Genomic DNA, 24,338 nt, shown 5'->3' on the forward strand with positions numbered 1-24,338 from the left:
CAGGCTTCTTGCTTGATGACCTGCTAATCCGGCACCATGGCCGCAGCGGCGCCACTGAGTCGCCCCAATCGCCGTGCCGGCACGACGCCCGGCACCAGGCATCGGGGTGAAGGAGCGGCGAGACGGGAACGATCTCCGACAGCGTTTGTCGCGACACGGGACGGAAGGCAGGGTTGAACAGGAGCGACACCTCAGGACCGCGGGTGCTGATGCGCCGCATCCGGGAGCTCATGATCGAGCCCCTGGAGCCGCAGGTGCGTCTCGATCAGATCGTCAAGCTGATCGCCAAGCATATGGCGACCGAGGTCTGCTCGCTTTATGTGCTGCGGGCCGACGGCGTGCTCGAACTCTACGCCACCGAAGGCCTCAATCCCGGATCGGTGCACCTGGCGCAGCTGCGGCTCGGCGAGGGCCTCGTCGGCACCATCGCCGCGACCGCGCGCCCGCTCAATCTGACCGACGCGCAGAACCATCCCGCCTTCACCTACCTGCCGGAGACCGGCGAGGAGATCTACGCGACCTTCCTCGGCGTGCCGGTGCTCAGGGCCGGCCGCACCCTCGGCGTCCTCGTCGTCCAGACCAAGGCGGCCGGACGGCACTATCCGGAAGAGGAATCCGAGGCGCTCGAGACGGTGGCGATGGTCATCGCCGAGATGATCGCCGCCGGCGGGCTGGAGGGCCTGTCGCGCCCCGGCGTCACCCTCGACCTGACGCGGCCCGTCAGCTTCGACGGCGTGCCGCTCTGCGACGGCATCGGCATCGGCCGGGTCGTCCTGCACGAGCCCCGCGTCGTCGTCTCCAGCCTGTTCAACGAGGATGTCGACAGCGAGGTGTCGCGCCTCACCGAGGCTCTGGCGATCCTGCGGGAATCGATCGAGGACATGCTGGCGCGGCGCGACGTCGCCGACGAGGGCGAGCATCGCGCGGTGCTGGAGACCTATCGCAAGTTCGCCCAGGACCGCGGCTGGGTGCGCCGGCTGGAGGAGGCGGTCCGCAACGGCCTCACCGCCGAGGCCGCGGTGGAAAAGGTGCAGTCGGACATGCGGGCGCGCATGATGCACCTGACCGACCCCTACATCCGCGAACGGCTGCACGATTTCGACGACCTCGCCAACCGGCTCTTGCGCCAGCTGATCGGCCAGGGCAGCGTCAATGGCGACGTCACCGACGCCGTCGTCGTCGCCCGCAACATGGGGGCGGCCGAGCTTCTCGACTATCACCGCGGCCAGATCCGCGGCCTCGTCCTCGAAGAGGGCGCGGCGACCAGCCATGTCGTTATCGTCGCACGGGCCCTCGGCATTCCCGTCGCCGGCCAGGTGAAGGGCGCCGTCTCCATGTCGGAGAAGGGCGACGCGATCATCGTCGACGGCGAGAGCGGTGCGGTGCATCTGCGCCCGCCGCCCGAGGTCCACGACCTGTTTTCCGACAAGCTGCGGTTCCGGGCCGAGCGCCAGCAGCGCTACCGCTCGCTGCGCGACGAGCCGGCGCGCACCCGCGACGGCGTCTCGATCGGGCTGCAGATGAATGCCGGGCTCCTCGTCGACCTGCCGCAGCTGGCCGAATCCGGCGCCGAGGGGATCGGTCTCTTCCGCACCGAGCTGCAGTTCATGGTCGCCTCGACCATGCCGCGCGCCAGCGACCAGGAGCGGCTCTACCGGGCGGTGATCGAGGCGGCGGAGGACAAGCCCGTCACCTTCCGCACCCTCGACGTCGGCGGCGACAAGCTGCTGCCCTATCTCAGCCATGCGCCGGAGGAGAACCCGGCGCTCGGCTACCGGGCGATGCGCCTCGCCCTCGACCGGCCGGGCCTCTTGCGCACCCAACTGCGGGCGCTCTTGAAGGCCGCGTCGGGCAGCGCCATCCGCATCATGTTCCCGATGGTCACCGACCTGTCGGAGATCCATGCCGCGCGGGCCCTGATCCGGCGCGAGAGCGAGCACCTGGCGCGCTTCGGCTACGCGCCGCCGAGGAGCCTGATGATCGGCGCGATGCTGGAGGTGCCCTCGCTGCTCTACCAGCTGGATCCGCTGATGGCCGAACTGGACTTCGTCTCGATCGGCTCGAACGACCTGTTCCAGTTCTTCTTCGCCGTCGACCGTGGCAACGCCAACGTCGCGAACCGCTACGACGACCTCTCCGTGCCGTTCCTGCGGGCGCTGCGCGACGTGGTGCGGGCCGGCGAGCGCCACGACGTTCCGGTCTCGCTGTGCGGCGAGATGGCCGGCCGGCCGCTCTCGGCCCTGGCGCTGATCGGCCTCGGCTTCCGCAACATCTCGATGGCGCCGCCCTCGATCGGGCCGGTCAAGGCGATGCTGATGGCGCTCGACGCCGGCGCCCTGGCGGGCGAACTCCACACCCTCCTCGACGACGGGGAGGAGGCGGGCTCGGCACGGGCGCTCCTGAAGGATTTTGCCGAGCGCCACGCCATCCCATATTAGCGCAACGGGCCTTCATCGGTCACGCGGCAGAGCCGGCGACTTCGCGGCGAGACGCGTCTGGCCGAGAGCCACCGTGCCGCGACACCCGTCATTCCATTCACCGAACCGGATCCCATGGCGACCCTGCCGAACGCGACGTTGAACGACATCCAGAACCGCTTCGCCACCCTCGAGCGCGAGATGGCGAAAGGCCCGGAGCACGAGGTCTATTCGAAGCTCGCGGCGGAATATGCCGGGCTCGAGGAGGTGAACGCCGCGATCGGCGAGTATCGCCGGGCCGAGGAGGAGCTGAAGGGCTCGCGGGCGCTCCTGACCGATCCCTCCGCCGACCGAGAGATGCGCGAGCTCGCCGAACTCGAGATCGATAGCCTGAAGGAGACGATCGAGGCGCTGACCCAGAAGATCCGCCTCCTGCTCCTGCCGAAGGACGCCGCCGACGAGAAGGGCGCGATCCTGGAAATCCGCGCCGGCACCGGCGGCTCGGAGGCGGGGCTGTTTGCCGGTGACCTCTTCCGCATGTACCAGCGCTATTGCGAGCTCAACCGCTGGAAGCTGGAAATCCTCTCGGCGAGCGAGGGCGAGGTCGGCGGCTACAAGGAAGTCATCGCCGCGATCCGCGGCGCCGGGGTGTTCTCGCGGCTGAAGTTCGAATCCGGCGTCCACCGGGTGCAGCGGGTTCCCGAGACCGAATCCGGCGGGCGCATCCACACCTCGGCGGCGACCGTCGCGGTGCTGCCCGAGGCCGAGGACATCGACGTCGAGGTGCGTGCGGAAGACATCCGCATCGACACCATGCGGGCGTCGGGCGCCGGTGGCCAGCACGTCAACACCACCGATTCCGCCGTGCGCATCACCCATCTGCCCACCGGCATCGTCGTCACCTCGTCGGAGAAGTCGCAGCACCAGAACCGGGCGCGGGCGATGCAGGTCCTGAAGGCGCGGCTGTTCGACATGGAGCGCCAGAAGGCCGACGACGAGCGCTCGGCCGCCCGCAAGAGCCAGGTCGGATCGGGCGACCGCTCGGAGCGCATCCGCACCTACAACTTCCCGCAGGGGCGCGTCACCGACCACCGCATCAACCTCACCCTCTACAAGCTCGACCGGGTCATCGAGGGCGAGATGGAGGAACTGGTCGAGGCGCTGGTCGCCGACCACCAGGCGCGGCTGCTCGCCGCCGTCGGCGGCGAGGACGGGGCGTGAAGACGCACCGATGGCCGTGAGCGAGGAGAGCGAGCCGAAGTCGGGCACGGCCGCGCCCGCCTCGGGCGGGACCGGCAGGGCCGCTGCCGATGCCGCCGACGATGACCGGCCGGGCGAGGGCCCGCGGCTCGGCGCGCTCCTTGTCGAGGCGGCGAAGCGCCTGCGGGAGGCCTCGGCCGCCAGTCCCGCCAGTCCCGGCGGACCGGTCTTTGCGACGCCGGAGCTCGATGCGAGGCTGCTCCTCGCCGAAGCCACGGGCAACCCGCCCGCCGCGGTCCACCGCCTGAGCGGACAGGCCCTCGAAGCCGCCCAGGCGAAAAAGTTTGCCGGCTTTCTTCACCGGCGCCTCGCCGGCGAGCCGGTGCACCGGATCATCGGGCGGCGGGCGTTCTACGAGCACGACTTCGCCCTGTCGCCGGAGACGCTCGAGCCGCGGCCGGAGACGGAATTCCTCGTCGAGGTGGCACGGCCGCTGATCGATGCGGTGATCGCCGAGCGGGGCGCGTGCCTGTTCGCCGACGTCGGCACCGGGACGGGCGCCATCGCGGTGTCGCTGCTCGCCCTGTGCCCGCAGGCCGAGGCCGTCGCCATCGACATTGCCGAAGGGGCGCTGGTCACGGCGCGGCAGAACGCCCATGCTGCGGGCGTCGCGGCGCGTTTCATGCCGGTTCTCTGCGACCATCTCGCGGCCCTTGGCGGGAGCCTCGACCTGCTCGTCTCCAATCCGCCCTATATCCCGAGCAGGGACATCGCCGGACTGGACGTCTCGGTGCGGCGGCACGACCCGCTCGCCGCCCTCGACGGCGGCGCGGACGGGCTCGTCTCCTACCGGGCCATCGCGGCGGGCGCGGCCGGCCTTCTGCGGCCGGGCGGGGCCGTCGTCGTCGAGATCGGGCAGGGTCAGGCCGGCGACGTCGAGGCGATCTTTGCAGCCTGCGGTTTCCTCGCCGGGGGGCGCACGAAGGACCTTGCCGGGATAGAGCGTATCCTCGTGCTGACGCTCGGTCGGGGGTGAGCACCAAGCTTTCGCGAAGCCCGCCGGATTGTGGGCGCAAACGCCGGATCCGGGAAATAAGGCTTGTCGCTCCGGGGTTTCATCTCTATTGTCAGGCGCGTACGGAGGAATCGAGGGGGACATCTCAGACGGCAGGGCCGGGAGATGCTCGAGATGACCGGAAGGTCGTCCGTTGAACTGGGATTTCGGATCGCCAGTCGAAACCGACTTTTGAACATTTCCATCGCCGGCCCGTCTTGGGAAAGAGGGCCGCGCACAGGAGCAGTTTGCACGCTCCCGAGGCGGAACATCGCGGATGTTCCCACCATCAAGAGACAGGAAGAGCATGAGGCCTGGACAGCAGCAGAAGAACCGTATGCGCGGTCGTGGACGCAAGGGTCCGAATCCGCTTTCGCGCAACTACGAGTCGAACGGCCCTGACGTCAAGATCCGCGGATCGGCCCAGCACGTCGCCGAGAAGTATTCGATGCTGGCGCGGGACGCCTCCGCTGCCGGCGACCGGGTGATGGCGGAGAACTATCTCCAGCACGCCGAGCACTACAATCGCATCGTCGCCGCCGCCCAGGCGCAGTTCCAGCAGCCGCGCGACGACCGCGACATGCGCGACAGCGACGACGACGAGGACGACGAGGACGGCTTCGACAACGGCAACTACACCCGCGACGAGCGGGGCAGCGACCGCAACGAACGCAACGACCGGAATGAACGCGGCAACGATCGCAACAACGATCGAAACAACGACCGGGGCGATCGCCGTCCGCAGCATGCCAATGCCCGCGATGGCCGCGACCAGAACACGCGCGACCAGGGCGGCGGCAACCGCCCCGGCCAGCGCAACCGCGACGACAACCCGCGGCGCGACGACAATGGCTCCAATGGCGGCTCGAACGGTTCGCGGGATGGCCAGCCCTCGCGCGACGGCCAGCGCGGCGACCGGCGCGACCGCAACAACACCAACATGCCGGCCGGCTCCGGCCCGCAGCCGGTGATGGTGCGCGGCGACGGCGACAATCGCTCCAGCGGCCACGGCGGCCACCAGGGCGCCAATCTTGGCGCCGGCGATGCGAACGAGGATGCCGGCGCGGCGTCCGGCGAGCGGTCCAGCCGGGATCGCAATTCCGGCGAGCGTCGCAGCGACCGTTTCTCCGAGACGGCTCGCGACGACACTGCTGGCTCGCAGGACACCGACGCGCCGATCGGCATGACCGCTGCCGAAGCGCTCGAAGAGACGCAGAGCCGCGCCAAGCGGCGCCCGCGCACCCGCCGTCCGCGGCTGGGCGACAAGGCCGAGGCGAACAACGATACGGGCAACGAGGCGGCCAACGAGACGGGTAGTGAAGCGCCTGGGGTGCCGGCGGCGAGGGCCGCACCCGCGAGCCAGCCCGAGGCGGCCGACGCGCGCGAGACGACCGGAAGCGCGGCAGCCGGGGACGAGCCGAAGAAGGCCGCTCCGCGCCGCAAGGCCAAGGCCGACGCCGAGGCCTCCGGGGAGGAAAAGCCGAAGCGCCGCCGCACGACGCGCGCCAAGAAAACGGACGACGACGACGACGACGGCGAGAGCCAGGGCCAGCTGCCGGACTTTCTGCTCGCCTCGAACGGCTGACGGAGCGGCTTTGCCGCCGCAGATCGACGGCAGGCTTTTGCCCCGGCATGAGCGAACGCAAGACCAGGGGCGCGATCGAGCTGATCGCGCCCCTGTCCGCGTTCAGTCACGCGGCTGGTCCCACAAGGGTTTTGAGGGCGCGGTCCCATTCGGGCATGATCGCGAAAGGCGCGAACCGTCTCTTTGAAAAAACTCGTGCGGCAACGGGATGATGAAGCGGGATGCCGGGCGAGCACACGGGATCCCGCTCCAGCGGGCGGATGCATCGGCGTCCGTTTTTTCGTCATCCTGTTGATAAGACGGATCTTCTTCGACGGCCGATTGCGCTTTGCGCATTGTATTGCGGGCGCGATCGGGAGGTCGGCCATCGGACGGTCTTGAAATCTCGCTGAAATATTCGGCGAGTAATCCCTCGCCATCCAGTCTCAGGAGGCGATCATGAACAACCAATCGTTGGGCCAATCGTTGGGCCAATCGCTGGAATGGCCGCGCAAGACGCGCGAGATGCACAACCATCATTTCGATTCGACGATCTGGAACGATCTCGTCATGCGCGACGACGACATCGTCATCGCCACCTACGCCAAGTCCGGCACGACCTGGATGCAGCAGATCGTCGGGCAGCTGATCTTCCAGGGCGCGGAGGACGTCGACGTCGGCGAGATCTCGCCCTGGGTCGACCTGCGCGTGCCGCCGAAGGCGATCAAGCTGCCGGTGATCGAGGCGCAGACCCACCGCCGGTTCCTGAAGACCCACCTGCCGGTCGACGCGCTGGTGTTTTCGCCCAAGGCCAAATATCTCTATATCGGCCGGGACGGGCGCGACGTCGTGTGGAGCATGCACAACCACCATGCGACGGCCAATGCCGCCTGGTACGAGGCGCTCAACGACACGCCCGGCCGTGTCGGCCCGCCGATCGCGCCGCCGCCGGCTTCCAAGCGCCAGTACTTCCTCGACTGGCTCGAGGGCGACGGCCATCCCTTCTGGCCGTTCTTCGAGAATGTCCGGTCCTGGTGGGCGATCCGCGATCTGCCGAATGTCCATCTCGTGCATTTCGCCGACCTCAAGGCCGACATGCCTGGCGAGATCGCGCGGATCGCCGCGTTCCTGGAGATCGACGTCGACCAGGAGCGCTGGGAGGCGGTGCTTTCCCATTGCAGCTTCGACTACATGAAGGCCCATGCCGAAAAGGCCGCGCCGCTGGGCGGGGCGCTCTGGGAGGGCGGTGCCACGAGCTTCATCCATCGCGGCGTCAACGGCCGCTGGCACGACGAACTCCTGCCCGAGGACGTCGCGGCCTATGAGGCGAAGGTGAAGGCCGAGCTTTCGCCGGAATGCGCCGACTGGCTGGCCAACGGCGCGCGCCATGACGCGGTTGCCGCGGCCTGAGGGCGAGTCGCCTCGTGAACGGGCGGGCCTCATGAACAGGCGGCCCGCATGAGCGGGCGGCCCGTCGCGGTGGATGACGGGCCGCCTCTCTCCGGCGAAGGAAGCGGCAGGTCGGCGGACCTTTCCCCGGCTCCGTCGGCGGATCGGCTCCTCATCGAGCCGAGCCTCGTGCGGCTCAGCCCCTCGCGGCCCGCTCGATCGCCGCGACGTCGATCTTCTTCATCGCCATCATCGCCTCCATCACCCGCTTGGCCTTCGCCCGGTCCGGATCGCAGAGGAGGGCCGGCAGGATGCGCGGGACGATCTGCCAGGACAGGCCGAAGCGGTCCTTCACCCAGCCGCAGGCCTCGTTCTCGGGATGCGCCGACAAGGCGGCGTGATAGCGATCGACCTCGTCCTGGCCGTCGCAGTCGATCGACAGCGAGATCGCCTCGGTGAAGGTGAAGTTCGGCCCGCCGTTCAACGCCTGGAAGCGCCGCCCGGAGAGGGTGAAGTCGATCATCAGGACGTTGCCGGCAGAGCCCGAGGGATAGTCCGCCGGCGCATGCATGATCCGGTCGATCGCGGAGGCGGGGAAGAGATCGACGTAGAAGCGCGCGGCCTCCTCGCCATTCGTGTCGAACCACAGGCAAGTGGCGATCCTGTCCGTCATAGCTTGCACCATGATCTCAAGCCGTCTTGCGCGGGCCGACGAGGCCGAAGCGGGCGCCCTGCGGATCGGCCGAGAGGATCGTGAAGGCGCCGCCCGGCACCTCGCTCGGACCCTCCAGGATCTTGCCGCCGGCCGTTTCCAGCCGCCGATGCGCCGCATCGATGTCGTCGACGGAGAAATACACCAGCCAGCCCGCCGGCCCGCCCGGCATCTGCGGCATGACGGCGCCGATCCGGGTTTCGCCGGCGTACCAGAAGCGATACTCGCCGAGATCGCCCATCGGCATGGCGCCCTCCTGCCGGAAGCCGAGGAGTTCGCCATAGAAGGCGACTGCCGCGCCCTGATCCGGCGACGCCAGCTCGTTCCAGACGCCGTGGCCGGGAAGGGCGGTCATGCCGTCCTGGAAGGCATGGCTCTCTTCGGGGGAAAAGCCGCGCATGACGTAGAACAGGCAGCGCTGCGGATCGGCGAGAAAGGCCATCCGGCCGACATCCGGGATGTCCATCGGCGGCATGTGGACGGCGGCGCCGAGGCCTTGCGCCTTTGCCACCGCGGCGTCGACGTCGTCCACGCCGAAATAGATCAGCCATGTGGGCGGCATCGGCGCACCCTCCGGCATCCTCATGATACCGCCGACCGGCCCGTCCTTTGCCGATGCCACCCGATAATCGATGCCGGGCGGGCCCATTTCGGGCTTGGCGATCGTCCAGCCGAGGACATTTCCGTAGAAATCCTGGGCGGCGTCCTGGTTGCTGGTCAGGAGCTCGTACCAGATCGGGGTGCCGTGAACATTGGCCATGCAAGGCCTCCTGTTGTTCGTGCGAGAGACTTCGGGCCTGTCAGACGACCTCGAAACCGGCGAAGATCATGCGCTTGCCGTCGAAGGGCATTTCGGGCGGCATCGTCGCCATCCGCTCGTCTTCCATCACCGCCTTCATGCCGGCATCGCGGGTTTCCTTGTCGGGCCATTCGAGAAAGGCGAAGACGACGTGCTCGCCGTCCTCGGCATGGGCGGCCCGGAAGAAATCGGTGACGGTTCCACGCGGGACGTCGACGCCCCAGGCTTCGACGTCCCGCGTCGCCCCGTGGTCGCGGAACATCGGCCAGGCGGTCAACGCCATGTCGCGGAAAGCCTCGCGCTTGCCCGCCGGGACGGGAATGACGAAGCCGTCGACATAGCCGCCCTCGACGGCCGCGCCCTCGTCCATCAGCGGCTCGAAGCCGCCGAAGATCATGCGCTTGCCGTCGAAGGGCATGTCGCCGATCTCCCGCATGCGCGGGTCGGACATCATCTTGTCGAAGCAGGCCTTCGCCGCCGCCTCGTCGGGAAACTCCATCCAGCCGAAGCAGACGGTCTCGTCCGCCTTCGCCGCAACGGCGCCCTTGAAGTCGTTGACCTTGCCGTCCGGAACGTCGACGCCCCAGGCATCGACGACGCGGCTGGCGCCGAATTCGCGCATCAGCTCGGCCGCCTTTCTGGCGTGTTCGACGAAGGCCTGACGGTTCGCGGTCGGAACCGCGGTCACGAAGCCCTGGATGTAGGTCATCTCACTCTCCTTCGTTTCCGTTGGCGCCGGGCGGTCGATCGGCAGGATCCACCGCATCCGGCGCTTCTCAGCCTGCCGCCGGGCCGCCTTCGGCCATGGCCTTCTCCATCGCGGCGAGATCCATCCAGGCGACTTCCCAGATGTGCCCGTCGGGATCCTCGTAGGAGCGGCCATACATGAAGCCGTAATCCTGCTTCGGCGTCGGATCGGCCTTGCCGCCGGCGGCAACCGCCGCCTCCACCGCGGCGTCGCAGGCCGCGGGGCTCTCCAGCATCAGGCAGAGCAGCATCTGGGCGCTGGCCTTGGCGTCGGGAATCGTCTTCGCCGTGAAGTCCCGCCAGCGCTGGTGGGACATCAGCATGACGTGGATGGTGTCCGAGATCACCATCCCGGAGGTCGTCGCGTTGGAAAACCGCTCGTTCTTCGTCGCGCCGAGCGCTTCGTAGAAGGCGGTGGAACGCGGAACGTCGCTGACGGGGAGATTGATGAAGATCTTCTGGCTCATGGACGCTTCACTTCAGTGTCTGGCGCATCGGTCGCCGGTTTCGTCTCGGGTCGGGGCCGTCTTCCGGCTTCAGTCCCGATCGGGAGCACCGAGCGGGAAGAGCGGGCGGTGGGGCCGCGCCTCCTCGATGCAGCGGGCGAAGGAGGGCCGCGCCATTAGTCGCTTGCGATAGGCGGTGACGGCGGGAAAGCGCTCGCCGATCGGATGGGTCCAATCGGCATAGAAGAGCTGTGGCGCGGCGGAACAGTCGGCGAGGGAGAAGGCCGCCCCCGCCACCCATTCGCGGCCCGCCATGTGGCGGTCGAGATGGGCATAGGCGGTGTCGAGCATCGCTCCGGCACGTTCGACGCCGTAGGGATCGCGCTTGTCCTTGGGGCACATGGCGTCGATGACGAACTTCTGCTGAGGCATCGCGATGTAGTTGTCGAAGAACCGGTCCCAGAAGCGCACCTCCAGCGCCCTTTCCGGGGCTTCCGGGATCAGTCGGACAGGGCCGGGGTGATGCAGCGCCAGGTGCTCGATGATGATCGAGGCCTCGTTGACCGGCCGGCCGTCGTCCAAAAGCATCGGGAACTTGCCGATCGGCCAGTGCGCCGTCAGTTCCCTGTAGGCATCCGGGGCGTCGGGCCCGAGCATGCGGAATTCGAAGGGCGTATCGTTCTCGTAGAGGGCGATCAGCACCTTCTGGCAATAGGAGGAGAAGGGATGGGCGAAGAGCTGCGGCATCATGTCTGCTCCTCCAGCGCGAAGCTGCCGGTCCGCACCGCGCCCGCCGGCTCGTAGACGGCGATGATCACGTCGCTCTCCGAGACCCGATGTTCCAGCAGTTTGAAGGCCGTCGGCATGGCGCCGGGAAGCGCCCGCTTGCCGCTGCCGAGAATAATCGGGAAGGTGAGGAGAAACAGCCGGTCGATCAGGCCGTTCTCGATGAGCCCGGGATAGATCGTGCTCGATCCCTGGACGATCAGCCGCGGCCCGTCGGTCCGCTTCAGCGCCTCGACGGCGGCGAAGTCCTCGAGCCGGTGGGAGTTCTGCCAAGCGAGCGGCTCGCTCGACGAGGTCAGCACGTATTTCGCCGCCGCGTTGAACTTGTCGGCGAAGGGGTCGTTCTCGATCTTCGGCCAATAGGCGGCGAAGATGTCGTAGGTTCTTCGCCCCAGGAGCAGATCGAACTCGCCCGCGAAGACCTCGTCGATGAAGGCGCCGGTGGTCTCGCTGAAATGCGGAACCAGCCAGCCGCCGAAGGCAAAGCCGCCGCTTTCGTCCTCGTTCGGGCCGCCCGGCGCCTGGACGACGCCGTCGAGGGACTGGAACATGCCGGCAATGATCTGGCGCATCGGAATTTCTCTCTCGCGGCACGTCTTGCCGATCAGTAGCGAAGGCTCGGATACCAGTCGGTCCCGCGGCCCCCGGGGGTCGTGTCGAGGATGATCCAGAGCGGATTGAGGTCCGGCGCCATGTGCGGGTCCTGGCCGGGATCGGCGACCTCCATGCCGCCCTCGGGGGCCCAGAAGTGCCGGATCGTGCCGCTCCTGCGGGAAAAGACGTTGTAGGCCGGCATGTCGGCGTCGCGCTCGCCGACATAGTCCGCCGTGTAGTCGCCGGACGGGTCGCTGTAGAGCTTCAGGTGCCGCCAGCCCCGTGCTTCGGCAAGGCGCGACAACCGCTCGATCGGCGAGCGGGCGACCATCGCGAAGCCGACGCGCTGCGCAATATGCGGCACCTCGCCGTCCCAGGAACTCATCGTCGCACTGCACATCGGGCAGAGGTTTTCGCGCGCCGGCCCGTACATGAAGCTGTAGAGGACGAGCGTGTCGTGCGGGCCGAAGAGATCGGCGAGGCCGACCTCGCCGTCGATCCCGACGAAGCGATAGTCCGTCGTCACTTCGCCGCCGGGCGGCAGGGCGCGGCGCTGGGCCGCGACCCTCGCGATGTGGCGGCGCAGCTCGATCTCCTCGGCGAGGAGCTCCGTGCGGGCCTTGCGATAGGCGCTGCTCTCGTTGGGAAAATGCACCGGCGCGAGACGGGCGAGTTCGCCCGCCGGCTTCAACTCTGCGTCCTGCATGTGTCGTCTCCTTCCCCTCGACGAGGGCGGCGATCTCAGGCGGCCCGCTCGTAGCGATGGGCGTTCTGCGCGAAGGACTCGAGCTGCTCGCCCAGCGCCCGCTGGAAGGCCGGTCTTGCGGTGCAGCGCTCGAGGTAGCGGGCAAGGGCCGGATAGTGGGAGAGGAGATCGCTGTGGCCGAGATCGCGCAGCACCGTCGCCATCAGGATGTCCGGCGCGCAGAAGTCGCCGACGAGATGGTCGCGGTCGCCGAGCGCTGTCTGCAGCTGGGCAAGGCGGGTCTCGACCGCCGCCACGGCGCGGGGGCGGAGCTTCGTCTTCAGCTCCTCGTCGTCGAGGAAGAAGACCACCTCGGCGAGCCGGGCGACCACCGGCTCGACGGTGTTGAGCGCCGCGAAAGTCCAGGTGAGGGCCTGCCGGCGGGTCGCCGGGTCCTTCGGCAGGAGATGGTCGCTGGCCTCGGCGATGCTCCAGACGATGGCGCCGGATTCGAACATCGAGCCGCCGTCCATCTCGATCGCCGGGACCTGGGCGAAGGGCTGGCGGGCGAGATGCTCGGGCTCGGTCTTCTGCTGGTGGTCGATCAGCCGGGCCGCGTAAGGCAGATCCGCCTCGTTCAGCGCCCAGCGGACCCGCAGGTCGCGCACATGGCCCTGGGCAAAGGAGGGAACCCAGTCATAGGCGGTGACGACGATGGATGCGCCTCCGCCGGTTGCGTCGTCGATCGAAGCGTCTTGCACCGGAACCTCCCAATTCCCAACTGGACATAAGAGTTGATATCAACGTAAATGAGCCATGTCAAACCGAAATGATTCGCCTGCCGATCCATCGAGAACCGTCCCCTTCACCACCACGCTGCGCGTCCGCGACACCTGCCTCTGCCTCCACACGCAGCGTGCGGCGCGGGGCATCGCCCGGAAGTTCGACGAGGCGTTTCGGCCGCTGGACCTGAAGAGCGGCCAGTTCTCGATCATGATGTCGCTGAACCGGCCGGAGCCGCCGACCCTCGGCGCCGTGGCGCAGCTTCTCGGCATGGACCGCACGACGCTGACGGCGAACCTCAAGCCCCTGCAGAGGCGCGGCCTCGTCGAGGTGCGCCCGGACGCGGCGGACCGGCGCTCGCGCCGCCTGGCGCTGACCGAGGCGGGAATCGCGCTTCTCGTCGACGCGGTGCCGCTCTGGGAGTGGACGCAGGCCGAACTGGAAACGAAGCTCGGCCTTGCCGGCGAGCCGGACCGGCTGCGGGCGGGGCTCGACGCTCTCGCCTGAGCTGCCGTGCGAAGCGCCGTCCGGGCCGGCGTCGGGGGCCGCGGAGCCCAGGGCGCGGCGGCGCAAGCCCCGGCAGGCGGCGGCCGCAACGGCCCTTTCGGCGGCCCCGACGCGTCGATCTGCCGACGCCGGTCGCGATGTCTTCCCGGCTCATTCCTTGCCTTGTCCGGCGTTTTGCCACATTGGCATGCTGCCAGAAGACGCCGGAACGGGCCGGGACAGTGCATGAAAAGGGGGTGTCGGTGAGCGATCAATATGGAGACGGCGGCGAGCGTCGGGGCTATCGCGGCCGTTCGTTCACCCCATCGCCCGCTCCCAAGCCGCCGAAGCGGTCGCGTCACGCCCGCAACCAGCTGGTGATCTTCCTCAATTTCTGCCTGTCGGCGGCGCTGTTCGCGGTGCTCGTCGCCGGAGCGCTGATCTACTGGGGCAAGGGCGAGTTCGAGCGGCCCGGTCCGCTGCAGCAGGAAGCGTCCTACGTGGTGCCGCGCTCGACCGGCGTCTCCGCCATCGCGACGGGGCTCGAGACGGCCGGCATCATCTCCGATGCCGACGTCTTCGAATATGGCGTGCGGCTCTCCGGCGCCGGCTCGCAGCTGAAGGCCGGCGAGTTCGCCTTCCCGCCCGGCGCCTCCATGCGCCAGGTGATGGAGAAGCTGAAGAGCGGCGATTCGATCATGCACGCCGTGACGATCCCCGAGGGCTGGACCGTCAACCGGGCCTATGAGCGGATCCGGGACGCCGACTTCCTCGCCGGCGAGATGCCCGACGAGGTTCCGGAGGGCACGCTGAAGCCCGACACCTATCTCGTCCAGCGCGGCACCACGCGCAAGGAGATCGTCCGGCAGATGAAGTCCGCCCAGGACCAGATGGTCCAGGAGATCTGGGAGGGGCGCGACGAGAATCTGCCGATCAAGGACATCGGCCAGTTCATCACGCTGGCCTCGATCGTCGAGCGCGAGACCGGCATCGCCGGGGAGCGGGCGCATGTCGCCTCGGTGTTCATCAACCGCCTGAGGAAGGGCATGCGGCTCGATTCCGACCCGACCTTCCTCTACGGCGTCTATGGCGGCGCCGGCAAGCCGTCCGGCCAGCCGGTGACCCAGTCCGACAAGGACAGCGACACGCCCTACAACACCTACAAGATCCGCGGCCTGCCGCCGGGCCCGATTGCCAATCCGGGCCGGGCGGCGCTGGAGGCGGTGGCCCATCCGATGGAGAGCGACGATCTCTATTTCGTCGCCGACGGCACCGGCGGCCACGTCTTCTCCCCGACGCTGCGCGAGCACAACAACAACGTCGCCAAGTACCGCGCGATCGAGCGCCAGCGTGCCGCCGAGGAGAGCGCCGCCTCCGGCAATGGCGGCTGAATGGCAGAGGCGGTCCGGCCGACGCACCGCCGCGCGACGGGATGGCGACCTCTGTGGCGAAGGCACGGCGCGTGGCGGCGGAGGTGCAATCCCCGGACTTCCCGCCGCCGGGGCTTGATCCGGGCGCCGGGATGGGACACTCCATCGGCTGATGCAGCCGACTTTCTCTCTTCGGGAAGGGGTGCGGGGCAGATCGAGCAACGGGGGACGCGCCATGGCGGTCAGAAGCATGACGGGCTTTGCGCGGGCCGAGGTCGAGACGGACGCCGGCTCCTTCGTCTGGGAGCTGCGGGCCGTCAACGGCAAGACCCTCGACGTGCGCTACCGCCTGCCCCAGGGCCTGGAACATCTGGAAGGCGAGCTGAAGCGGCTCGTTTCCGCCACCGTCACCCGCGGCAACCTGCAGGCCAATCTCCAGTGGCGGCGCGAACCGGGCGTCGCCCGCCTCGTCGTCAACGAGGAGATGCTGGCGCGGGTCCTCGCCATGTCGGGCAAGCTGGTCGCCGACGGCCACGCCGCGCCGCCGACGGCCGACGGCCTCCTCGCCATCAAGGGCCTGATCGACGTCGCCGAGCAGACGCTGGACGAAACCGGGGCGCAGGCGCGCGACCGCGCCGTCGTCGCCGGATTCGAGGCGGCGCTGTCGCGGCTCGAGGCCGTGCGGCGCGAGGAGGGCGCGGCGCTCGCCGCCATCCTCTCCGCCCGGCTGGCCGAGATCGCCGATCTCGCCGAGCGGGCCGACAAGGATCCCGCCCGCACCACCGAGGCGATCCGCAGGCGCCTGAAGGACCAGGTCGAGGCGCTGGTCGGGGCGAGCGAGAATCTCGATGCGGGGCGTCTCCACCAGGAGGCGGCGCTTCTGGCCGCCAAGGCCGACATCCGCGAGGAGATCGACCGGCTGCGCGCCCATCTGGCGGCAGCCGAGGCGCTGCTTTCGGCCGGCGGGGTGATCGGGCGCCGGCTGGACTTCCTTTCACAGGAATTTCACCGCGAATCGAATACCATCTGCTCGAAATCCAACGCGGCCACGCTGACGGCGATCGGGCTCGACCTCAAGGTCGTCGTCGACCAGTTCCGCGAGCAGGTACAGAACATCGAATGACGCTGATCCCCGACCTCGGCTCGACGCCGGACATCGCCCGCCGCGGCATCATGCTGGTCCTCTCCTCGCCCTCGGGGGCGGGCAAGTCGACGATCGCCCGCAACCTTCTCGAATTCGACCCGAGCTTCTCGCTGTCGGTGTCGGTGACGACGCGGGCCCGGCGCACCAGCGAGATCGACGGCATCCACTACCGCTTCGTCGACCGCGATGAGTTCGACCGGCTGCGCGCCGGTGACGGCCTCTTGGAATGGGCGGAGGTCCACGGCAACTTCTACGGCACGCCCCGGGCGCCGGCCGAAAAGGCGATGCGCGAGGGCCGCGACATGCTCTTCGACATCGACTACCAGGGCGCCCTGCAGCTGCAGGAGAAGGCCGGCGACGACGTCGTCTCGATCTTCATCCTGCCGCCCTCGATGGCGGAGCTGAAGACCCGGCTGCTGCGCCGCGCCGAGGACTCTGCCGAGACCATCGCCATCCGCCTGAAGAACTCCAAGGTCGAGATCGGCCGATGGCGCGACTACGACTATGTCGTCGTCAACGACGACCTCGACCGGGCGTTTCAGGCGGTGCGGGCGATCATCGCGGCGGAACGGCTGAAGCGGGACAGGCGGCCGGGGCTGGAGGCGTTCACGGAAGCGCTGCTGGCGCAGGAGGTGGGGTGAGGGGGGAGCTGTTTTGAAGGGCTGCCATGCTCGCGGACGATCCGCGCACCTTCATCTGTCGATTGATAGTCTCGCGGCTTACCGGTGCAGAAGCGCGCGTATGCTCGCCGACTGAGGGCATGATATTGTCCTTCATCTCATATGCCACGCCTGCATAAGGGCGAAAGAGAGTAAGAACTATTGTGAATCTACGATAGCAGTGCTATAGCAGCAGTGCGACAGTCGGTCGCTGTCTTATCAAGGAGCCTGCCATGCCTGCGATGTCCGTCTCAGTTCGTGGGGACCTGATTGCCGAAATGGTCCTTCGCTCCAACGGGCGAGTCGACGTTGGGGGTATGATAGAAAACCTCATCGAGTCGTTTCTCGACCGGACCCGGGGTGATCCGGATATCTGGTCGAAGGAGCATGCGGAGGCCGTAGCGGACGAGGGAGCCGATGAGACGGTGGTCAAGTATGGTCATCCGGCGAAGGGTTATCATTGGCAAAGCGTCTTTCTGCCGAACGGGACGCAACTGAAAATCTCCTACAAGGGCGGAGAGAAGCTGGCGGAGGTGCGGCACCAACAGCTCTATTTGGATGAGCAGCCTTGCTCGCCGTCGCAGTTCGCGTCGCGGGTGGCGAACAACACTTCACGGAATGCGTGGCGCGACATCTGGATCAAGCGGCCCACAGATCGGGAATGGCTTTTTGCCGATACCCTAAGGACCGCTGTGACGGCATGAGCCGGATTGTCGCCTTCGTCCCCTCGCGCAAACCTGCCCTGGTCGCCGCTGCCGGCGACCAGGCTACGATCCGCTTCCTGGAATTTTCATCGCGCAGATCCGCAACCCGAACCCCCGCCGAGCCTATGCCCGCGCCGTCGGTGAATTTCCTCGGCCGGTCTCACGTGTCTGGCGGGTACTCGATCGGGGCCGTCAAGCGCTGCACGTCGGTGGTTAAATCGATGAGTATTAAAGCGCGGCTCGGGCAACCGACGTTTTTCCATCCTGAGGAAAGGTCACTTAACATTCCGGGCGACGCTCCCTGAGCCCGCAATGCAGGATGACACCTCCCGAAGTCCAACCTATGTTGCGTTCATGACCCGCGACGACGTCATCGCCCGCCTGAAGGCCCTGGAGCCGCAGATCCGCGCCCATGGCGTGGCGGCGCTGTATCTCTATGGCTCCTACGCGCGCGACGAGGCCGGGCCGGACAGCGATATCGATCTGCTGGCCGACTTCGACGAGGGGCGGGACGCCGACATCATGGACTTCCTCGCGCCCTATGAGGCGCTGGAGAAGGCGTTTCCGGGGATCGAGATCGGGTTCAGCACCCGCGACCGGCTGGTGCCTGTCTACCGGCCGTCGATCGAAAGCAGCGCGGTTCGTGTCTTCTGATGGTTTCGGCCAAAGACCCCCGCGTCAGGCTCCAGCACATTCTGGAGAACATCGACGGCATCCTGTCCCATACGGAAGGATTGGCCTTCGAGACGATCGTCGGAGACTTCGTGCTCGTTCGCGCGGTCGAGCGATCGATCCAGATCATTTCCGAGGCAGCCAAGGAACTGCCACCGGAATTGCGGAGCCAGGAGCCCGATGTCCCTTGGCAGAGGATCATCGGCATCGGCAGCTTCCTGCGCCACGAATACAATCGCATCAACCAGAACGACATCCGGTCGATCCTGGCCGTCCATTTGCCGGCTCTGCGGCCCGCCATCATCCGGCTGATGACCCGGCTGGACGGATAGCGCATGTCGGCGGGGCATGCCGGCAAGAATTGAGCCGTCGCCCTCGTTCCCGTCCCTTTCGCCTCGCGGCTCCGGACAGGGAGAGGTCAGGCGGCGTTCCCCTCACACCGCATTCGCCAGCGCCACGAACTCGCTCACGCTGAGGGTTTCGGCCCGGCGCTGCGGGTCGATGCCGACGCTGGTGAGCAGCTGCTCGCCGCCGAGGCTTTTCAGGCTCTGGCGCAGCATCTTGCGGCGCTGGCCGAAGGCGGCGGCGGTGACTGTCTCGAGCTTTGCCAGGGCGGCGGGCTCGGGCGCCTCGCGCGGCACGATGTGGACGATCGAGGAGGTGACCTTCGGCGGCGGCGTGAAGGCGGCGGGCGAGACGTCGAACAGGATCTTCGCCCTGGCCCGCCATCCGGCCAGCACCGAGAGCCGGCCGTAGTGATCGGTGCCCGGCGCCGCGACGATGCGCTCGGCGACCTCCTTCTGGAACATCAGTGTCAGGCTCTCCCAGGCGGGCGGCCAGTCCGGCGGCGTCAGCCAGTTCAAGAGGAGCTGCGTGCCGACATTGTAGGGCAGGTTGGCGACGATCTTGATCCGGCCCCCCGCCGCCAGCCCCGCCAGATCGACCGTCAGCGCATCGGCGGCGACGATGTCGAGCCGGCCGGAATGATGGGCCGCGATCTCCTCCAACGCGGCGATGCAGCGCGGGTCCTTCTCGATCGCCACCACCCGTCCCGCCCCTTCGGCAAGAAGGGCCCGCGTCAGGCCGCCGGGGCCGGGGCCGACCTCGACGACGGTGACGTTGTCGAACGGCAGCGCCTGGCGGGCGATGCGGCCGGTGAGGTTGAGGTCGAGAAGGAAATTCTGGCCGAGGCTCTTCTTCGGCGAAAGGCCATGGGCATCGATCACCGCGCGCAGCGGCGGCAGGCCGTCCGGCGACGCCATCAGCGCTGCGTCGCGCCGGACCGCGCCTCGATTTCCGCCATCCGCCAGGCGAGCGACAGGGCGGCTCTGAAGCTGTCCGGGCGGGCCTTGCTCGTGCCGGCGATGTCGGCCGCGGTGCCGTGGTCCGGCGAGGTGCGGATGATCGGCAGGCCGAGCGTGACGTTGACGGTCTGGTCGAAGGCGAGGGTCTTTGCCGGGATCAGCGCCTGGTCGTGATACATGCAGATGGCGACGTCGTAGCGCGCCCGGGCCGGCGGGTGGAACATCGTGTCGGCGGGCAGCGGGCCGATGGCGTCGATCCCTTCGGCGCGCAGCATCTCGACGGCCGGGCGGATCACCGCCTCGTCCTCGGCGCCGATGGCGCCCTTTTCGCCGGCATGGGGGTTCAGCCCCGACACCGCGAGCCGCGGCGCGGCGACGCCGAGGCGGCGGCGATAATCGGCGGCGGTGATGCGGCAGGTGGTGACGATCAGCTCGCTCGTCAGCTGCCGCGGCACCTCGGCGAGCGGGATGTGGATGGTGACGGGCACGCAGGACAGCTCCGGCCCGGTGAGCAGCATCACCGGAGTGAGGTCGATTCCTACGCGCCGGGAGCAGAGTTCGGCGAGATATTCGGTATGGCCGGGATGCCGGAAGCCGACGTCGTAGAGCGCCTTCTTGTCGATCGGCCCGGTGACGATGCCGGAGGCCTGGCCGTCGAGGGCGAACCCCGTCGCCCGGTCGATCGCCGCGATGGTGCCGATGCCGTTGAGGAGGTTCGGCGTTCCCGGCGTCTCGTCCTGGCGCTCGGCGAGGGGCAGGACGGCAAGCGCGCGCGCCGGAACCTCCCCGGCTTCCTCGGGAGAGCCGACGATGGCGACGTCGATGCTGGCGGCGAGGCCGAGCCGCTCGGCCCGCGCCTTCAGCATCGAGGGGTCGGCGAGGACGAAGAGCGGCGGCAGCCTGCCGTCGCTCGAGGCTTTCAGCATCAGGAGGATGTCGGGTCCAACGCCCGACGGCTCGCCGAGCGTGACGGCGAGCGGCGCTGCCGGAGCGCCAGACGCGTCGGGGCGGCTCATTTTCGGACGATTCGGGCGTTCTTCCGCAGCTTGTCGAGGAGCGCCTTGTCGGGCCCCGATTCGCCCTTGCCGAGCTTTTCGAGCTCCTGGGCGCGGAACACCATGGCGGCGCTCTTGTCGTCGGAGATCTGCCTCGTGTTGCACACGGCGATGAACTCGGCGCCGCGCTCGGTCTCCTGGACCGGCGTCGTCTTGCCGGCCTTGGCGTTCTCGATGGCGTCCTTCCACCGCGGCGGCAATTCGGGCGCCGCGACGCGCCCGAGATCGCGCACGGTGACGTCGACCAGCTGCTTGGCGATGTCGTAGGTCCGCTCGCAGCCCTGCAGCCGCGACCGCATGCCTTCCGCCTCGCGCTTGCGCCGCGACAGCAGCGAACCGCGCTCGTCCGGCGGCACCACGAAGATCACCTGCTGCAGCGTGTATTCGGTCGTGCTCGGCTTCTTGCCGCCCTGGGCCAGCATCTTCTGGACGACGTCCTGCTCGCTCAGCGCGTCATTGCTGCGCAGGCTCGCCTGCACCGCCTGGCCCCAACCCATCTGGATCCGGATGTAGTCCTTGAAGGATCTGGCGGAGAAGCCGGCGCGCGACAGGACTTCGGTGAGCTGGGGAACGGTCAGCTTGTTCTGCTGGGCGAAGTTCTCGAAGGCCTGCTCGACGGCCTCGTCCGGGATGCTGACGCCGCGCCGGCGCATCTCCTGGCTCTTCAGCGCCTCGTCGACGAGCTCGTCGGTCGCCTTCTTGGTCAGGTTGCCGCTCTCGCGCCGGAGCTTCAGGAAGGCGGCCCGCTGGCGGATCTGGAAGGTGGTGACCGGCTGTCCGTTGACGACGACGGCGACTTCCGTCGCGGCCATCGCCGGGCGGGTGGCGCCCGGAAATCCGGTCGGGGCGGCGACGCAGACGGCCGTGGCGACGGCCAGGCCCAGTCTCACGAAGGTCATCGAGCTCATGAAGGTCATCGAGGCTGCTTACTCCCCAGTCGAGGTGACTTGTCCTGCCGCAACGTCGGCCGTGCTCACGCACGCTGAACGTCTCGAGCGACCGCATCCCGCAAGTGGCAGCTTTCGTTTAGGCGAGTTCGGTCCCCGTGAGAAGACACTCCCGGCCAAAAGACGCTCCGCCGGAAGAACGAGGGCTGCAACCGATGCGACATGCCTGGAGGCCATCAACACCAAAGCTTTGGCGAAAGCATGATGGTCCGCCGCATGCCGGCCCGATGCTCACCGCTTCGTCCTGCCCGCGCGATCTCCGAGTGGTCCCTGTCTGAGTGGTCCCTGAGTGGGTCCCCGAGCAAGATCCCTGCGCGGCCGCCCGGGCAGAGCTGCGACCGGTGGTGCCTGTGCCCGGTGGACCCTGTGCCCGGTCCACGGCGGCTGCGACGACTCTGCCGCAGCCGGTTGACCGCCTCAAAGGCCGATGTCGTAGGGCTCGTTGAAGCTGGTGAGCGTCCTCAGCCCGACCTTGAACATGACGGTCGAGGAACCGTTGTCGGCGGCATAGCTGGAATTCTCGTTCTCGTAGGACAGAAGCACCGAGAAGCAGTCGTCGGCCCAGCCGACCGCGACGCCGCTGCGGATGACGTTCTTGTTCTCGATGTCGTAGCCGATGGTCCCGTAGGCGGTCCAGTTCTGGTCGAACTTCAAGGAGGCGCCGGCGGTGAGCTGGTTGAGATCGTCGATCGAACCGTATGTCGGCTGCGCGCCGATGAAGGAATAGGCGAGGTAGCCGGTGACCGCGTCCCCCTCATAGGAGCCGAACAGATCGGCCCGGCGCAGCGAGAGGTCCTCCTCGTCGAAGCGGCCCTGGGTGCCGAGGGTGATGCCGGTCGGCATGCCGAAGGACAAGGAGCCGACATAGTCCGAACGGTCGGTCTCGAGGCCGGAATCGTAGCCCACCAGGCTGAGATCGCGCTGGGCGTAGGAATTGAGGCCGGCGAGGTGGTAGGACTGGCCGACCACCGCGTCGATGGAATAGCCGCCGTCGAAGCTGCCGGCATATTTCAGCCCGACATTCGCCCGGGTGCCGCCTTCCATCCGGTCGTAGCCGGAGAACTTGTCGAGGGCAAAGAGGTTGGCGGTGTTGAAGACGAGGGTCTGGGCGTCCTCATTGGGCAGCCGGCCGATTTCCGTCTCGTTCGGCCGCACGATGATCTGGGCGATCGGCTCGATCACGTGGCTGCTGTGGGCAGCCTCGATCAGATAGGGATAGCGCGCCTCCAGCGCCGCCGTCGCCATGCCGCGGCCGCCGCTGTGGTCGATCGAGACCGCGCCGAAGGGGGCGTCGCTGACGAGGGCCCCGCCGGCATAGAGCGGCAGGGTCGAGCCGTCGCTCGACATGTCGGCGGTGTAGAGGTCGCCTCTGGCCGAGGCGATCGGCGTCAGGACGAGGCCGGCGGGCAGGACGTAGCTGTTGCGCCATTCGAGCGCGGTGGTCGCGCGGGTGTAGCTGCCGTCGAGGCCGTCGTAGCGCAGATAGTCGGGGCTGAACTTGTAGCCGTTGAAGGGATCGACGCAGTCGTCCTCAGGCTCGGTGCCGCCGGACAGGTGGGTGTTGCAGATCCGCGTGGAGGAGGATTTGCTGCGATGCACCGAGGCGACGTTGGCCTCGAACTTCACTTCGCCACCGATGGCCGGCGTCTGCTCGATCCGCTCGTAGTCGAACGACGGCAGCACGCTCGCCTGCTGATCGGCATAGTCGTCGTCGTCCGACTGGAACTGGAATTCCTGCGCCCGCAGATCGAAGTAGCTCTGGTCGCCGAGACCGGTCAGATAGACTTCCGACACCCGCCGCGTCTCCGAATAGCCGGAGATCGAGTAGGTGTTGGAGAAATTGTCGTCGCTCTGGAGGAGCACGTCCCAGCCGAAGGTCCAGCGGTCCGACAGGGCGAACTTGCCCGTCGAGGCGATCATCCCGCGTTCCTTGGTGTAATCCGGCGATTCGTCGGCCAGAAGGCCGTTCCGATAGATGTTGTCGTCCTCGAACGCCTCCCGGTCCTGCTGGATGATGCCGGCGGTCTTCAGGGTGAACATGCCGTTGTCGAAGGCCTGGCGATATTCGGCCTCGGCGAGGAATCCCTGCTTGGTGTAATAGGTGCCGGCGACCGTCACGTCGGCGCTGTCGTTCAGCACCATGAAATACGGCACCCGCACGCCGTAGCCGAGATCGCTGGAGCTCTTGAAGCTCGGGGCGAGGAAGCCGGAGAGGCGCTTCACGGTCGGATCGGGCGACTGGAAGTAGGGGAGAGCGGCGATCGGCAGGCCGAACAGCTCGAACCGCGCGCCGTAATAGCGGATCACCTTCTCCTGCTCGTCCCAGACGATGCGGCGCGCCTTGATCTGCCACAGGGGCGGCCGCTCGGGATTCTCCCGGCAGGATTCGCAGGCGGTGTAGACGCCGCGTTCGAAGGTGGTGACGTTGCCGTTCTCGCGCACCGCCTGGGCGGCGGCGAAGCGGGTGTTGTCCGGCGTCTCCAGCCGGAGCGCCTCGACGAAGCCGTCGCGGAAGTCGTCGGTGATGTCGATCTGGTCGGCATAGACGAGATTTCCGTCCGGCTGTTGCAGCTGGACATCGCCCACGGCGATGAGGCGCCGTGTCTTCTGGTTGTAGATCAGCCGTCGGGCGACCAGCTTGTAGTCGCCATAGTCGATCTGCACGCCGCCGGTCGCGGTGACCACGTCGCCCTTGGTGTCATAGGTGACGGTATCGGCGGCCAGGAACAGCTTGGCATCCCTCTGCACCAGCGGCGCCGAGGTCGGCAACGCCGGCTGCGCCCGTCCAACCGACAGGCCGCCAAACGCACAAAGCATTGTC

The 24,338-nt window shown here is 67.9% G+C and carries 25 protein-coding genes; 13 read left to right on the top strand and 12 right to left on the bottom strand.

The window, feature by feature from the left end:
* The first annotated feature begins 209 nt into the window (after positions 1–209).
* From ptsP to ATO4_RS07245, 5 genes are all read left to right on the top strand, one after another.
* On the top strand, positions 210–2,438 hold the full coding sequence (gene ptsP / locus ATO4_RS07225; protein ID WP_083590764.1) for a phosphoenolpyruvate--protein phosphotransferase: 2,229 nt from the start codon (positions 210–212) through the stop codon (positions 2,436–2,438).
* A gap of 114 nt (positions 2,439–2,552) precedes the next feature.
* The gene (gene prfA / locus ATO4_RS07230; RefSeq protein ID WP_083590765.1) at positions 2,553–3,638 is read left to right on the top strand and encodes a peptide chain release factor 1; all 1,086 of its coding nucleotides are present in this window, start codon (positions 2,553–2,555) and stop codon (positions 3,636–3,638) included.
* A 10-nt stretch (positions 3,639–3,648) separates the two neighbouring features.
* A complete protein-coding gene (gene prmC, locus ATO4_RS07235; RefSeq protein WP_083590766.1) occupies positions 3,649–4,653 on the top strand; it encodes a peptide chain release factor N(5)-glutamine methyltransferase in 1,005 nt (334 codons plus the stop codon).
* Between the two features lie 355 nt (positions 4,654–5,008).
* On the top strand, positions 5,009–6,256 hold the full coding sequence (locus ATO4_RS07240; protein ID WP_245308612.1) for a DUF4167 domain-containing protein: 1,248 nt from the start codon (positions 5,009–5,011) through the stop codon (positions 6,254–6,256).
* A gap of 438 nt (positions 6,257–6,694) precedes the next feature.
* The gene (locus ATO4_RS07245; protein WP_083590768.1) at positions 6,695–7,645 is read left to right on the top strand and encodes a sulfotransferase domain-containing protein; all 951 of its coding nucleotides are present in this window, start codon (positions 6,695–6,697) and stop codon (positions 7,643–7,645) included.
* Positions 7,646–7,820: 175 nt separating this feature from the next.
* On the opposite strand, the gene ATO4_RS07250 is transcribed toward ATO4_RS07245, so the two are convergent.
* From ATO4_RS07250 to ATO4_RS07285, 8 genes are all read right to left on the bottom strand, one after another.
* A complete protein-coding gene (locus ATO4_RS07250) occupies positions 7,821–8,297 on the bottom strand; it encodes a VOC family protein (RefSeq protein WP_083590769.1) in 477 nt (158 codons plus the stop codon).
* A 16-nt stretch (positions 8,298–8,313) separates the two neighbouring features.
* Positions 8,314–9,096, bottom strand: a complete 783-nt coding sequence (locus tag ATO4_RS07255) for a VOC family protein (RefSeq protein WP_083590770.1) — start codon at positions 9,094–9,096, stop codon at positions 8,314–8,316.
* Between the two features lie 40 nt (positions 9,097–9,136).
* Positions 9,137–9,844: a DUF1428 domain-containing protein gene (locus tag ATO4_RS07260; protein ID WP_083590865.1), complete on the bottom strand. Its 708-nt coding sequence runs from the start codon at positions 9,842–9,844 to the stop codon at positions 9,137–9,139.
* A gap of 67 nt (positions 9,845–9,911) precedes the next feature.
* A complete protein-coding gene (locus tag ATO4_RS07265; protein ID WP_083590771.1) occupies positions 9,912–10,349 on the bottom strand; it encodes a VOC family protein in 438 nt (145 codons plus the stop codon).
* A gap of 69 nt (positions 10,350–10,418) precedes the next feature.
* Positions 10,419–11,078, bottom strand: a complete 660-nt coding sequence (locus tag ATO4_RS07270) for a glutathione S-transferase family protein (protein ID WP_083590772.1) — start codon at positions 11,076–11,078, stop codon at positions 10,419–10,421.
* Entirely contained in the window at positions 11,075–11,686 is a 612-nt protein-coding gene (locus ATO4_RS07275; protein WP_083590773.1) for a dihydrofolate reductase family protein, read from the bottom strand. Before ATO4_RS07275 ends, ATO4_RS07270 begins: the two co-directional genes overlap by 4 nt.
* A 32-nt stretch (positions 11,687–11,718) precedes the next feature.
* Positions 11,719–12,414: a DUF899 family protein gene (locus ATO4_RS07280; RefSeq protein WP_083590774.1), complete on the bottom strand. Its 696-nt coding sequence runs from the start codon at positions 12,412–12,414 to the stop codon at positions 11,719–11,721.
* A 35-nt stretch (positions 12,415–12,449) separates the two neighbouring features.
* Positions 12,450–13,154, bottom strand: a complete 705-nt coding sequence (locus ATO4_RS07285) for a glutathione S-transferase family protein (RefSeq protein WP_245308613.1) — start codon at positions 13,152–13,154, stop codon at positions 12,450–12,452.
* 55 nt (positions 13,155–13,209) lie between these two features.
* On the opposite strand from ATO4_RS07285, the gene ATO4_RS07290 reads away from it, so the two are divergent.
* The 8 genes from ATO4_RS07290 to ATO4_RS07320 all read left to right on the top strand — a co-directional run bounded on the left by ATO4_RS07290 (position 13,210) and on the right by ATO4_RS07320 (position 18,543).
* On the top strand, positions 13,210–13,683 hold the full coding sequence (locus ATO4_RS07290; RefSeq protein ID WP_083590775.1) for a MarR family winged helix-turn-helix transcriptional regulator: 474 nt from the start codon (positions 13,210–13,212) through the stop codon (positions 13,681–13,683).
* 242 nt (positions 13,684–13,925) lie between these two features.
* Positions 13,926–15,053: an endolytic transglycosylase MltG gene (gene mltG / locus ATO4_RS07295; protein WP_245308614.1), complete on the top strand. Its 1,128-nt coding sequence runs from the start codon at positions 13,926–13,928 to the stop codon at positions 15,051–15,053.
* A 214-nt stretch (positions 15,054–15,267) separates the two neighbouring features.
* A complete protein-coding gene (locus ATO4_RS07300; protein WP_083590777.1) occupies positions 15,268–16,155 on the top strand; it encodes a YicC/YloC family endoribonuclease in 888 nt (295 codons plus the stop codon).
* Positions 16,152–16,817: a guanylate kinase gene (gmk, locus tag ATO4_RS07305; protein ID WP_083590778.1), complete on the top strand. Its 666-nt coding sequence runs from the start codon at positions 16,152–16,154 to the stop codon at positions 16,815–16,817. Before ATO4_RS07300 ends, gmk begins: the two co-directional genes overlap by 4 nt.
* Positions 16,818–17,068: 251 nt before the next feature.
* Positions 17,069–17,539: a hypothetical protein gene (locus ATO4_RS07310; protein ID WP_083590779.1), complete on the top strand. Its 471-nt coding sequence runs from the start codon at positions 17,069–17,071 to the stop codon at positions 17,537–17,539.
* The gene (locus ATO4_RS26955; protein WP_139802303.1) at positions 17,536–17,844 is read left to right on the top strand and encodes a hypothetical protein; all 309 of its coding nucleotides are present in this window, start codon (positions 17,536–17,538) and stop codon (positions 17,842–17,844) included. Before ATO4_RS07310 ends, ATO4_RS26955 begins: the two co-directional genes overlap by 4 nt.
* 49 nt (positions 17,845–17,893) lie before the next feature.
* Entirely contained in the window at positions 17,894–18,193 is a 300-nt protein-coding gene (locus ATO4_RS07315) for a nucleotidyltransferase domain-containing protein (RefSeq protein WP_083590780.1), read from the top strand.
* The gene (locus tag ATO4_RS07320; RefSeq protein ID WP_083590781.1) at positions 18,193–18,543 is read left to right on the top strand and encodes a HepT-like ribonuclease domain-containing protein; all 351 of its coding nucleotides are present in this window, start codon (positions 18,193–18,195) and stop codon (positions 18,541–18,543) included. Before ATO4_RS07315 ends, ATO4_RS07320 begins: the two co-directional genes overlap by 1 nt.
* A 102-nt stretch (positions 18,544–18,645) precedes the next feature.
* Here ATO4_RS07320 and rsmA read toward each other — a convergent pair whose 3' ends face one another.
* The 4 genes from rsmA to ATO4_RS07340 all read right to left on the bottom strand — a co-directional run bounded on the left by rsmA (position 18,646) and on the right by ATO4_RS07340 (position 24,334).
* Positions 18,646–19,473, bottom strand: coding sequence for a 16S rRNA (adenine(1518)-N(6)/adenine(1519)-N(6))-dimethyltransferase RsmA (gene rsmA, locus ATO4_RS07325; protein ID WP_083590782.1), 828 nt, complete (start codon positions 19,471–19,473; stop codon positions 18,646–18,648).
* On the bottom strand, positions 19,473–20,531 hold the full coding sequence (gene pdxA / locus ATO4_RS07330) for a 4-hydroxythreonine-4-phosphate dehydrogenase PdxA (protein WP_083590783.1): 1,059 nt from the start codon (positions 20,529–20,531) through the stop codon (positions 19,473–19,475). Before pdxA ends, rsmA begins: the two co-directional genes overlap by 1 nt.
* A complete protein-coding gene (locus ATO4_RS07335) occupies positions 20,528–21,487 on the bottom strand; it encodes a peptidylprolyl isomerase (protein WP_245308615.1) in 960 nt (319 codons plus the stop codon). Before ATO4_RS07335 ends, pdxA begins: the two co-directional genes overlap by 4 nt.
* Before the next feature lie 447 nt (positions 21,488–21,934).
* Entirely contained in the window at positions 21,935–24,334 is a 2,400-nt protein-coding gene (locus ATO4_RS07340) for an LPS-assembly protein LptD (protein ID WP_245308616.1), read from the bottom strand.
* Between the last annotated feature and the right edge of the window lie 4 nt (positions 24,335–24,338).

This window comes from Aurantimonas sp. 22II-16-19i (genome assembly GCF_002088275.1).
Classification (GTDB): domain Bacteria; phylum Pseudomonadota; class Alphaproteobacteria; order Rhizobiales; family Rhizobiaceae; genus Jiella.

What these genes read in the sequence shown, in the direction of transcription:
- ptsP (WP_083590764.1), top strand. Translation starts at nt 210, where the DNA reads ATGCGCCGCATCCGGGAGCTCATGATCGAGCCCCTGGAGCCGCAGGTG.
- prfA (WP_083590765.1), top strand. Translation starts at nt 2,553, where the DNA reads ATGGCGACCCTGCCGAACGCGACGTTGAACGACATCCAGAACCGCTTC.
- prmC (WP_083590766.1), top strand. Translation starts at nt 3,649, where the DNA reads ATGGCCGTGAGCGAGGAGAGCGAGCCGAAGTCGGGCACGGCCGCGCCC.
- ATO4_RS07240 (WP_245308612.1), top strand. Translation starts at nt 5,009, where the DNA reads ATGCGCGGTCGTGGACGCAAGGGTCCGAATCCGCTTTCGCGCAACTAC.
- ATO4_RS07245 (WP_083590768.1), top strand. Translation starts at nt 6,695, where the DNA reads ATGAACAACCAATCGTTGGGCCAATCGTTGGGCCAATCGCTGGAATGG.
- ATO4_RS07250 (WP_083590769.1), bottom strand. Translation starts at nt 8,297, where the DNA reads ATGACGGACAGGATCGCCACTTGCCTGTGGTTCGACACGAATGGCGAG.
- ATO4_RS07255 (WP_083590770.1), bottom strand. Translation starts at nt 9,096, where the DNA reads ATGGCCAATGTTCACGGCACCCCGATCTGGTACGAGCTCCTGACCAGC.
- ATO4_RS07260 (WP_083590865.1), bottom strand. Translation starts at nt 9,844, where the DNA reads ATGACCTACATCCAGGGCTTCGTGACCGCGGTTCCGACCGCGAACCGT.
- ATO4_RS07265 (WP_083590771.1), bottom strand. Translation starts at nt 10,349, where the DNA reads ATGAGCCAGAAGATCTTCATCAATCTCCCCGTCAGCGACGTTCCGCGT.
- ATO4_RS07270 (WP_083590772.1), bottom strand. Translation starts at nt 11,078, where the DNA reads ATGATGCCGCAGCTCTTCGCCCATCCCTTCTCCTCCTATTGCCAGAAG.
- ATO4_RS07275 (WP_083590773.1), bottom strand. Translation starts at nt 11,686, where the DNA reads ATGCGCCAGATCATTGCCGGCATGTTCCAGTCCCTCGACGGCGTCGTC.
- ATO4_RS07280 (WP_083590774.1), bottom strand. Translation starts at nt 12,414, where the DNA reads ATGCAGGACGCAGAGTTGAAGCCGGCGGGCGAACTCGCCCGTCTCGCG.
- ATO4_RS07290 (WP_083590775.1), top strand. Translation starts at nt 13,210, where the DNA reads ATGTCAAACCGAAATGATTCGCCTGCCGATCCATCGAGAACCGTCCCC.
- ATO4_RS07300 (WP_083590777.1), top strand. Translation starts at nt 15,268, where the DNA reads ATGGCGGTCAGAAGCATGACGGGCTTTGCGCGGGCCGAGGTCGAGACG.
- gmk (WP_083590778.1), top strand. Translation starts at nt 16,152, where the DNA reads ATGACGCTGATCCCCGACCTCGGCTCGACGCCGGACATCGCCCGCCGC.
- ATO4_RS07310 (WP_083590779.1), top strand. Translation starts at nt 17,069, where the DNA reads ATGCCTGCGATGTCCGTCTCAGTTCGTGGGGACCTGATTGCCGAAATG.
- ATO4_RS26955 (WP_139802303.1), top strand. Translation starts at nt 17,536, where the DNA reads ATGAGCCGGATTGTCGCCTTCGTCCCCTCGCGCAAACCTGCCCTGGTC.
- ATO4_RS07315 (WP_083590780.1), top strand. Translation starts at nt 17,894, where the DNA reads ATGACCCGCGACGACGTCATCGCCCGCCTGAAGGCCCTGGAGCCGCAG.
- ATO4_RS07320 (WP_083590781.1), top strand. Translation starts at nt 18,193, where the DNA reads ATGGTTTCGGCCAAAGACCCCCGCGTCAGGCTCCAGCACATTCTGGAG.
- rsmA (WP_083590782.1), bottom strand. Translation starts at nt 19,473, where the DNA reads ATGGCGTCGCCGGACGGCCTGCCGCCGCTGCGCGCGGTGATCGATGCC.
- pdxA (WP_083590783.1), bottom strand. Translation starts at nt 20,531, where the DNA reads ATGAGCCGCCCCGACGCGTCTGGCGCTCCGGCAGCGCCGCTCGCCGTC.
- ATO4_RS07335 (WP_245308615.1), bottom strand. Translation starts at nt 21,487, where the DNA reads ATGACCTTCATGAGCTCGATGACCTTCGTGAGACTGGGCCTGGCCGTC.
- ATO4_RS07340 (WP_245308616.1), bottom strand. Translation starts at nt 24,334, where the DNA reads ATGCTTTGTGCGTTTGGCGGCCTGTCGGTTGGACGGGCGCAGCCGGCG.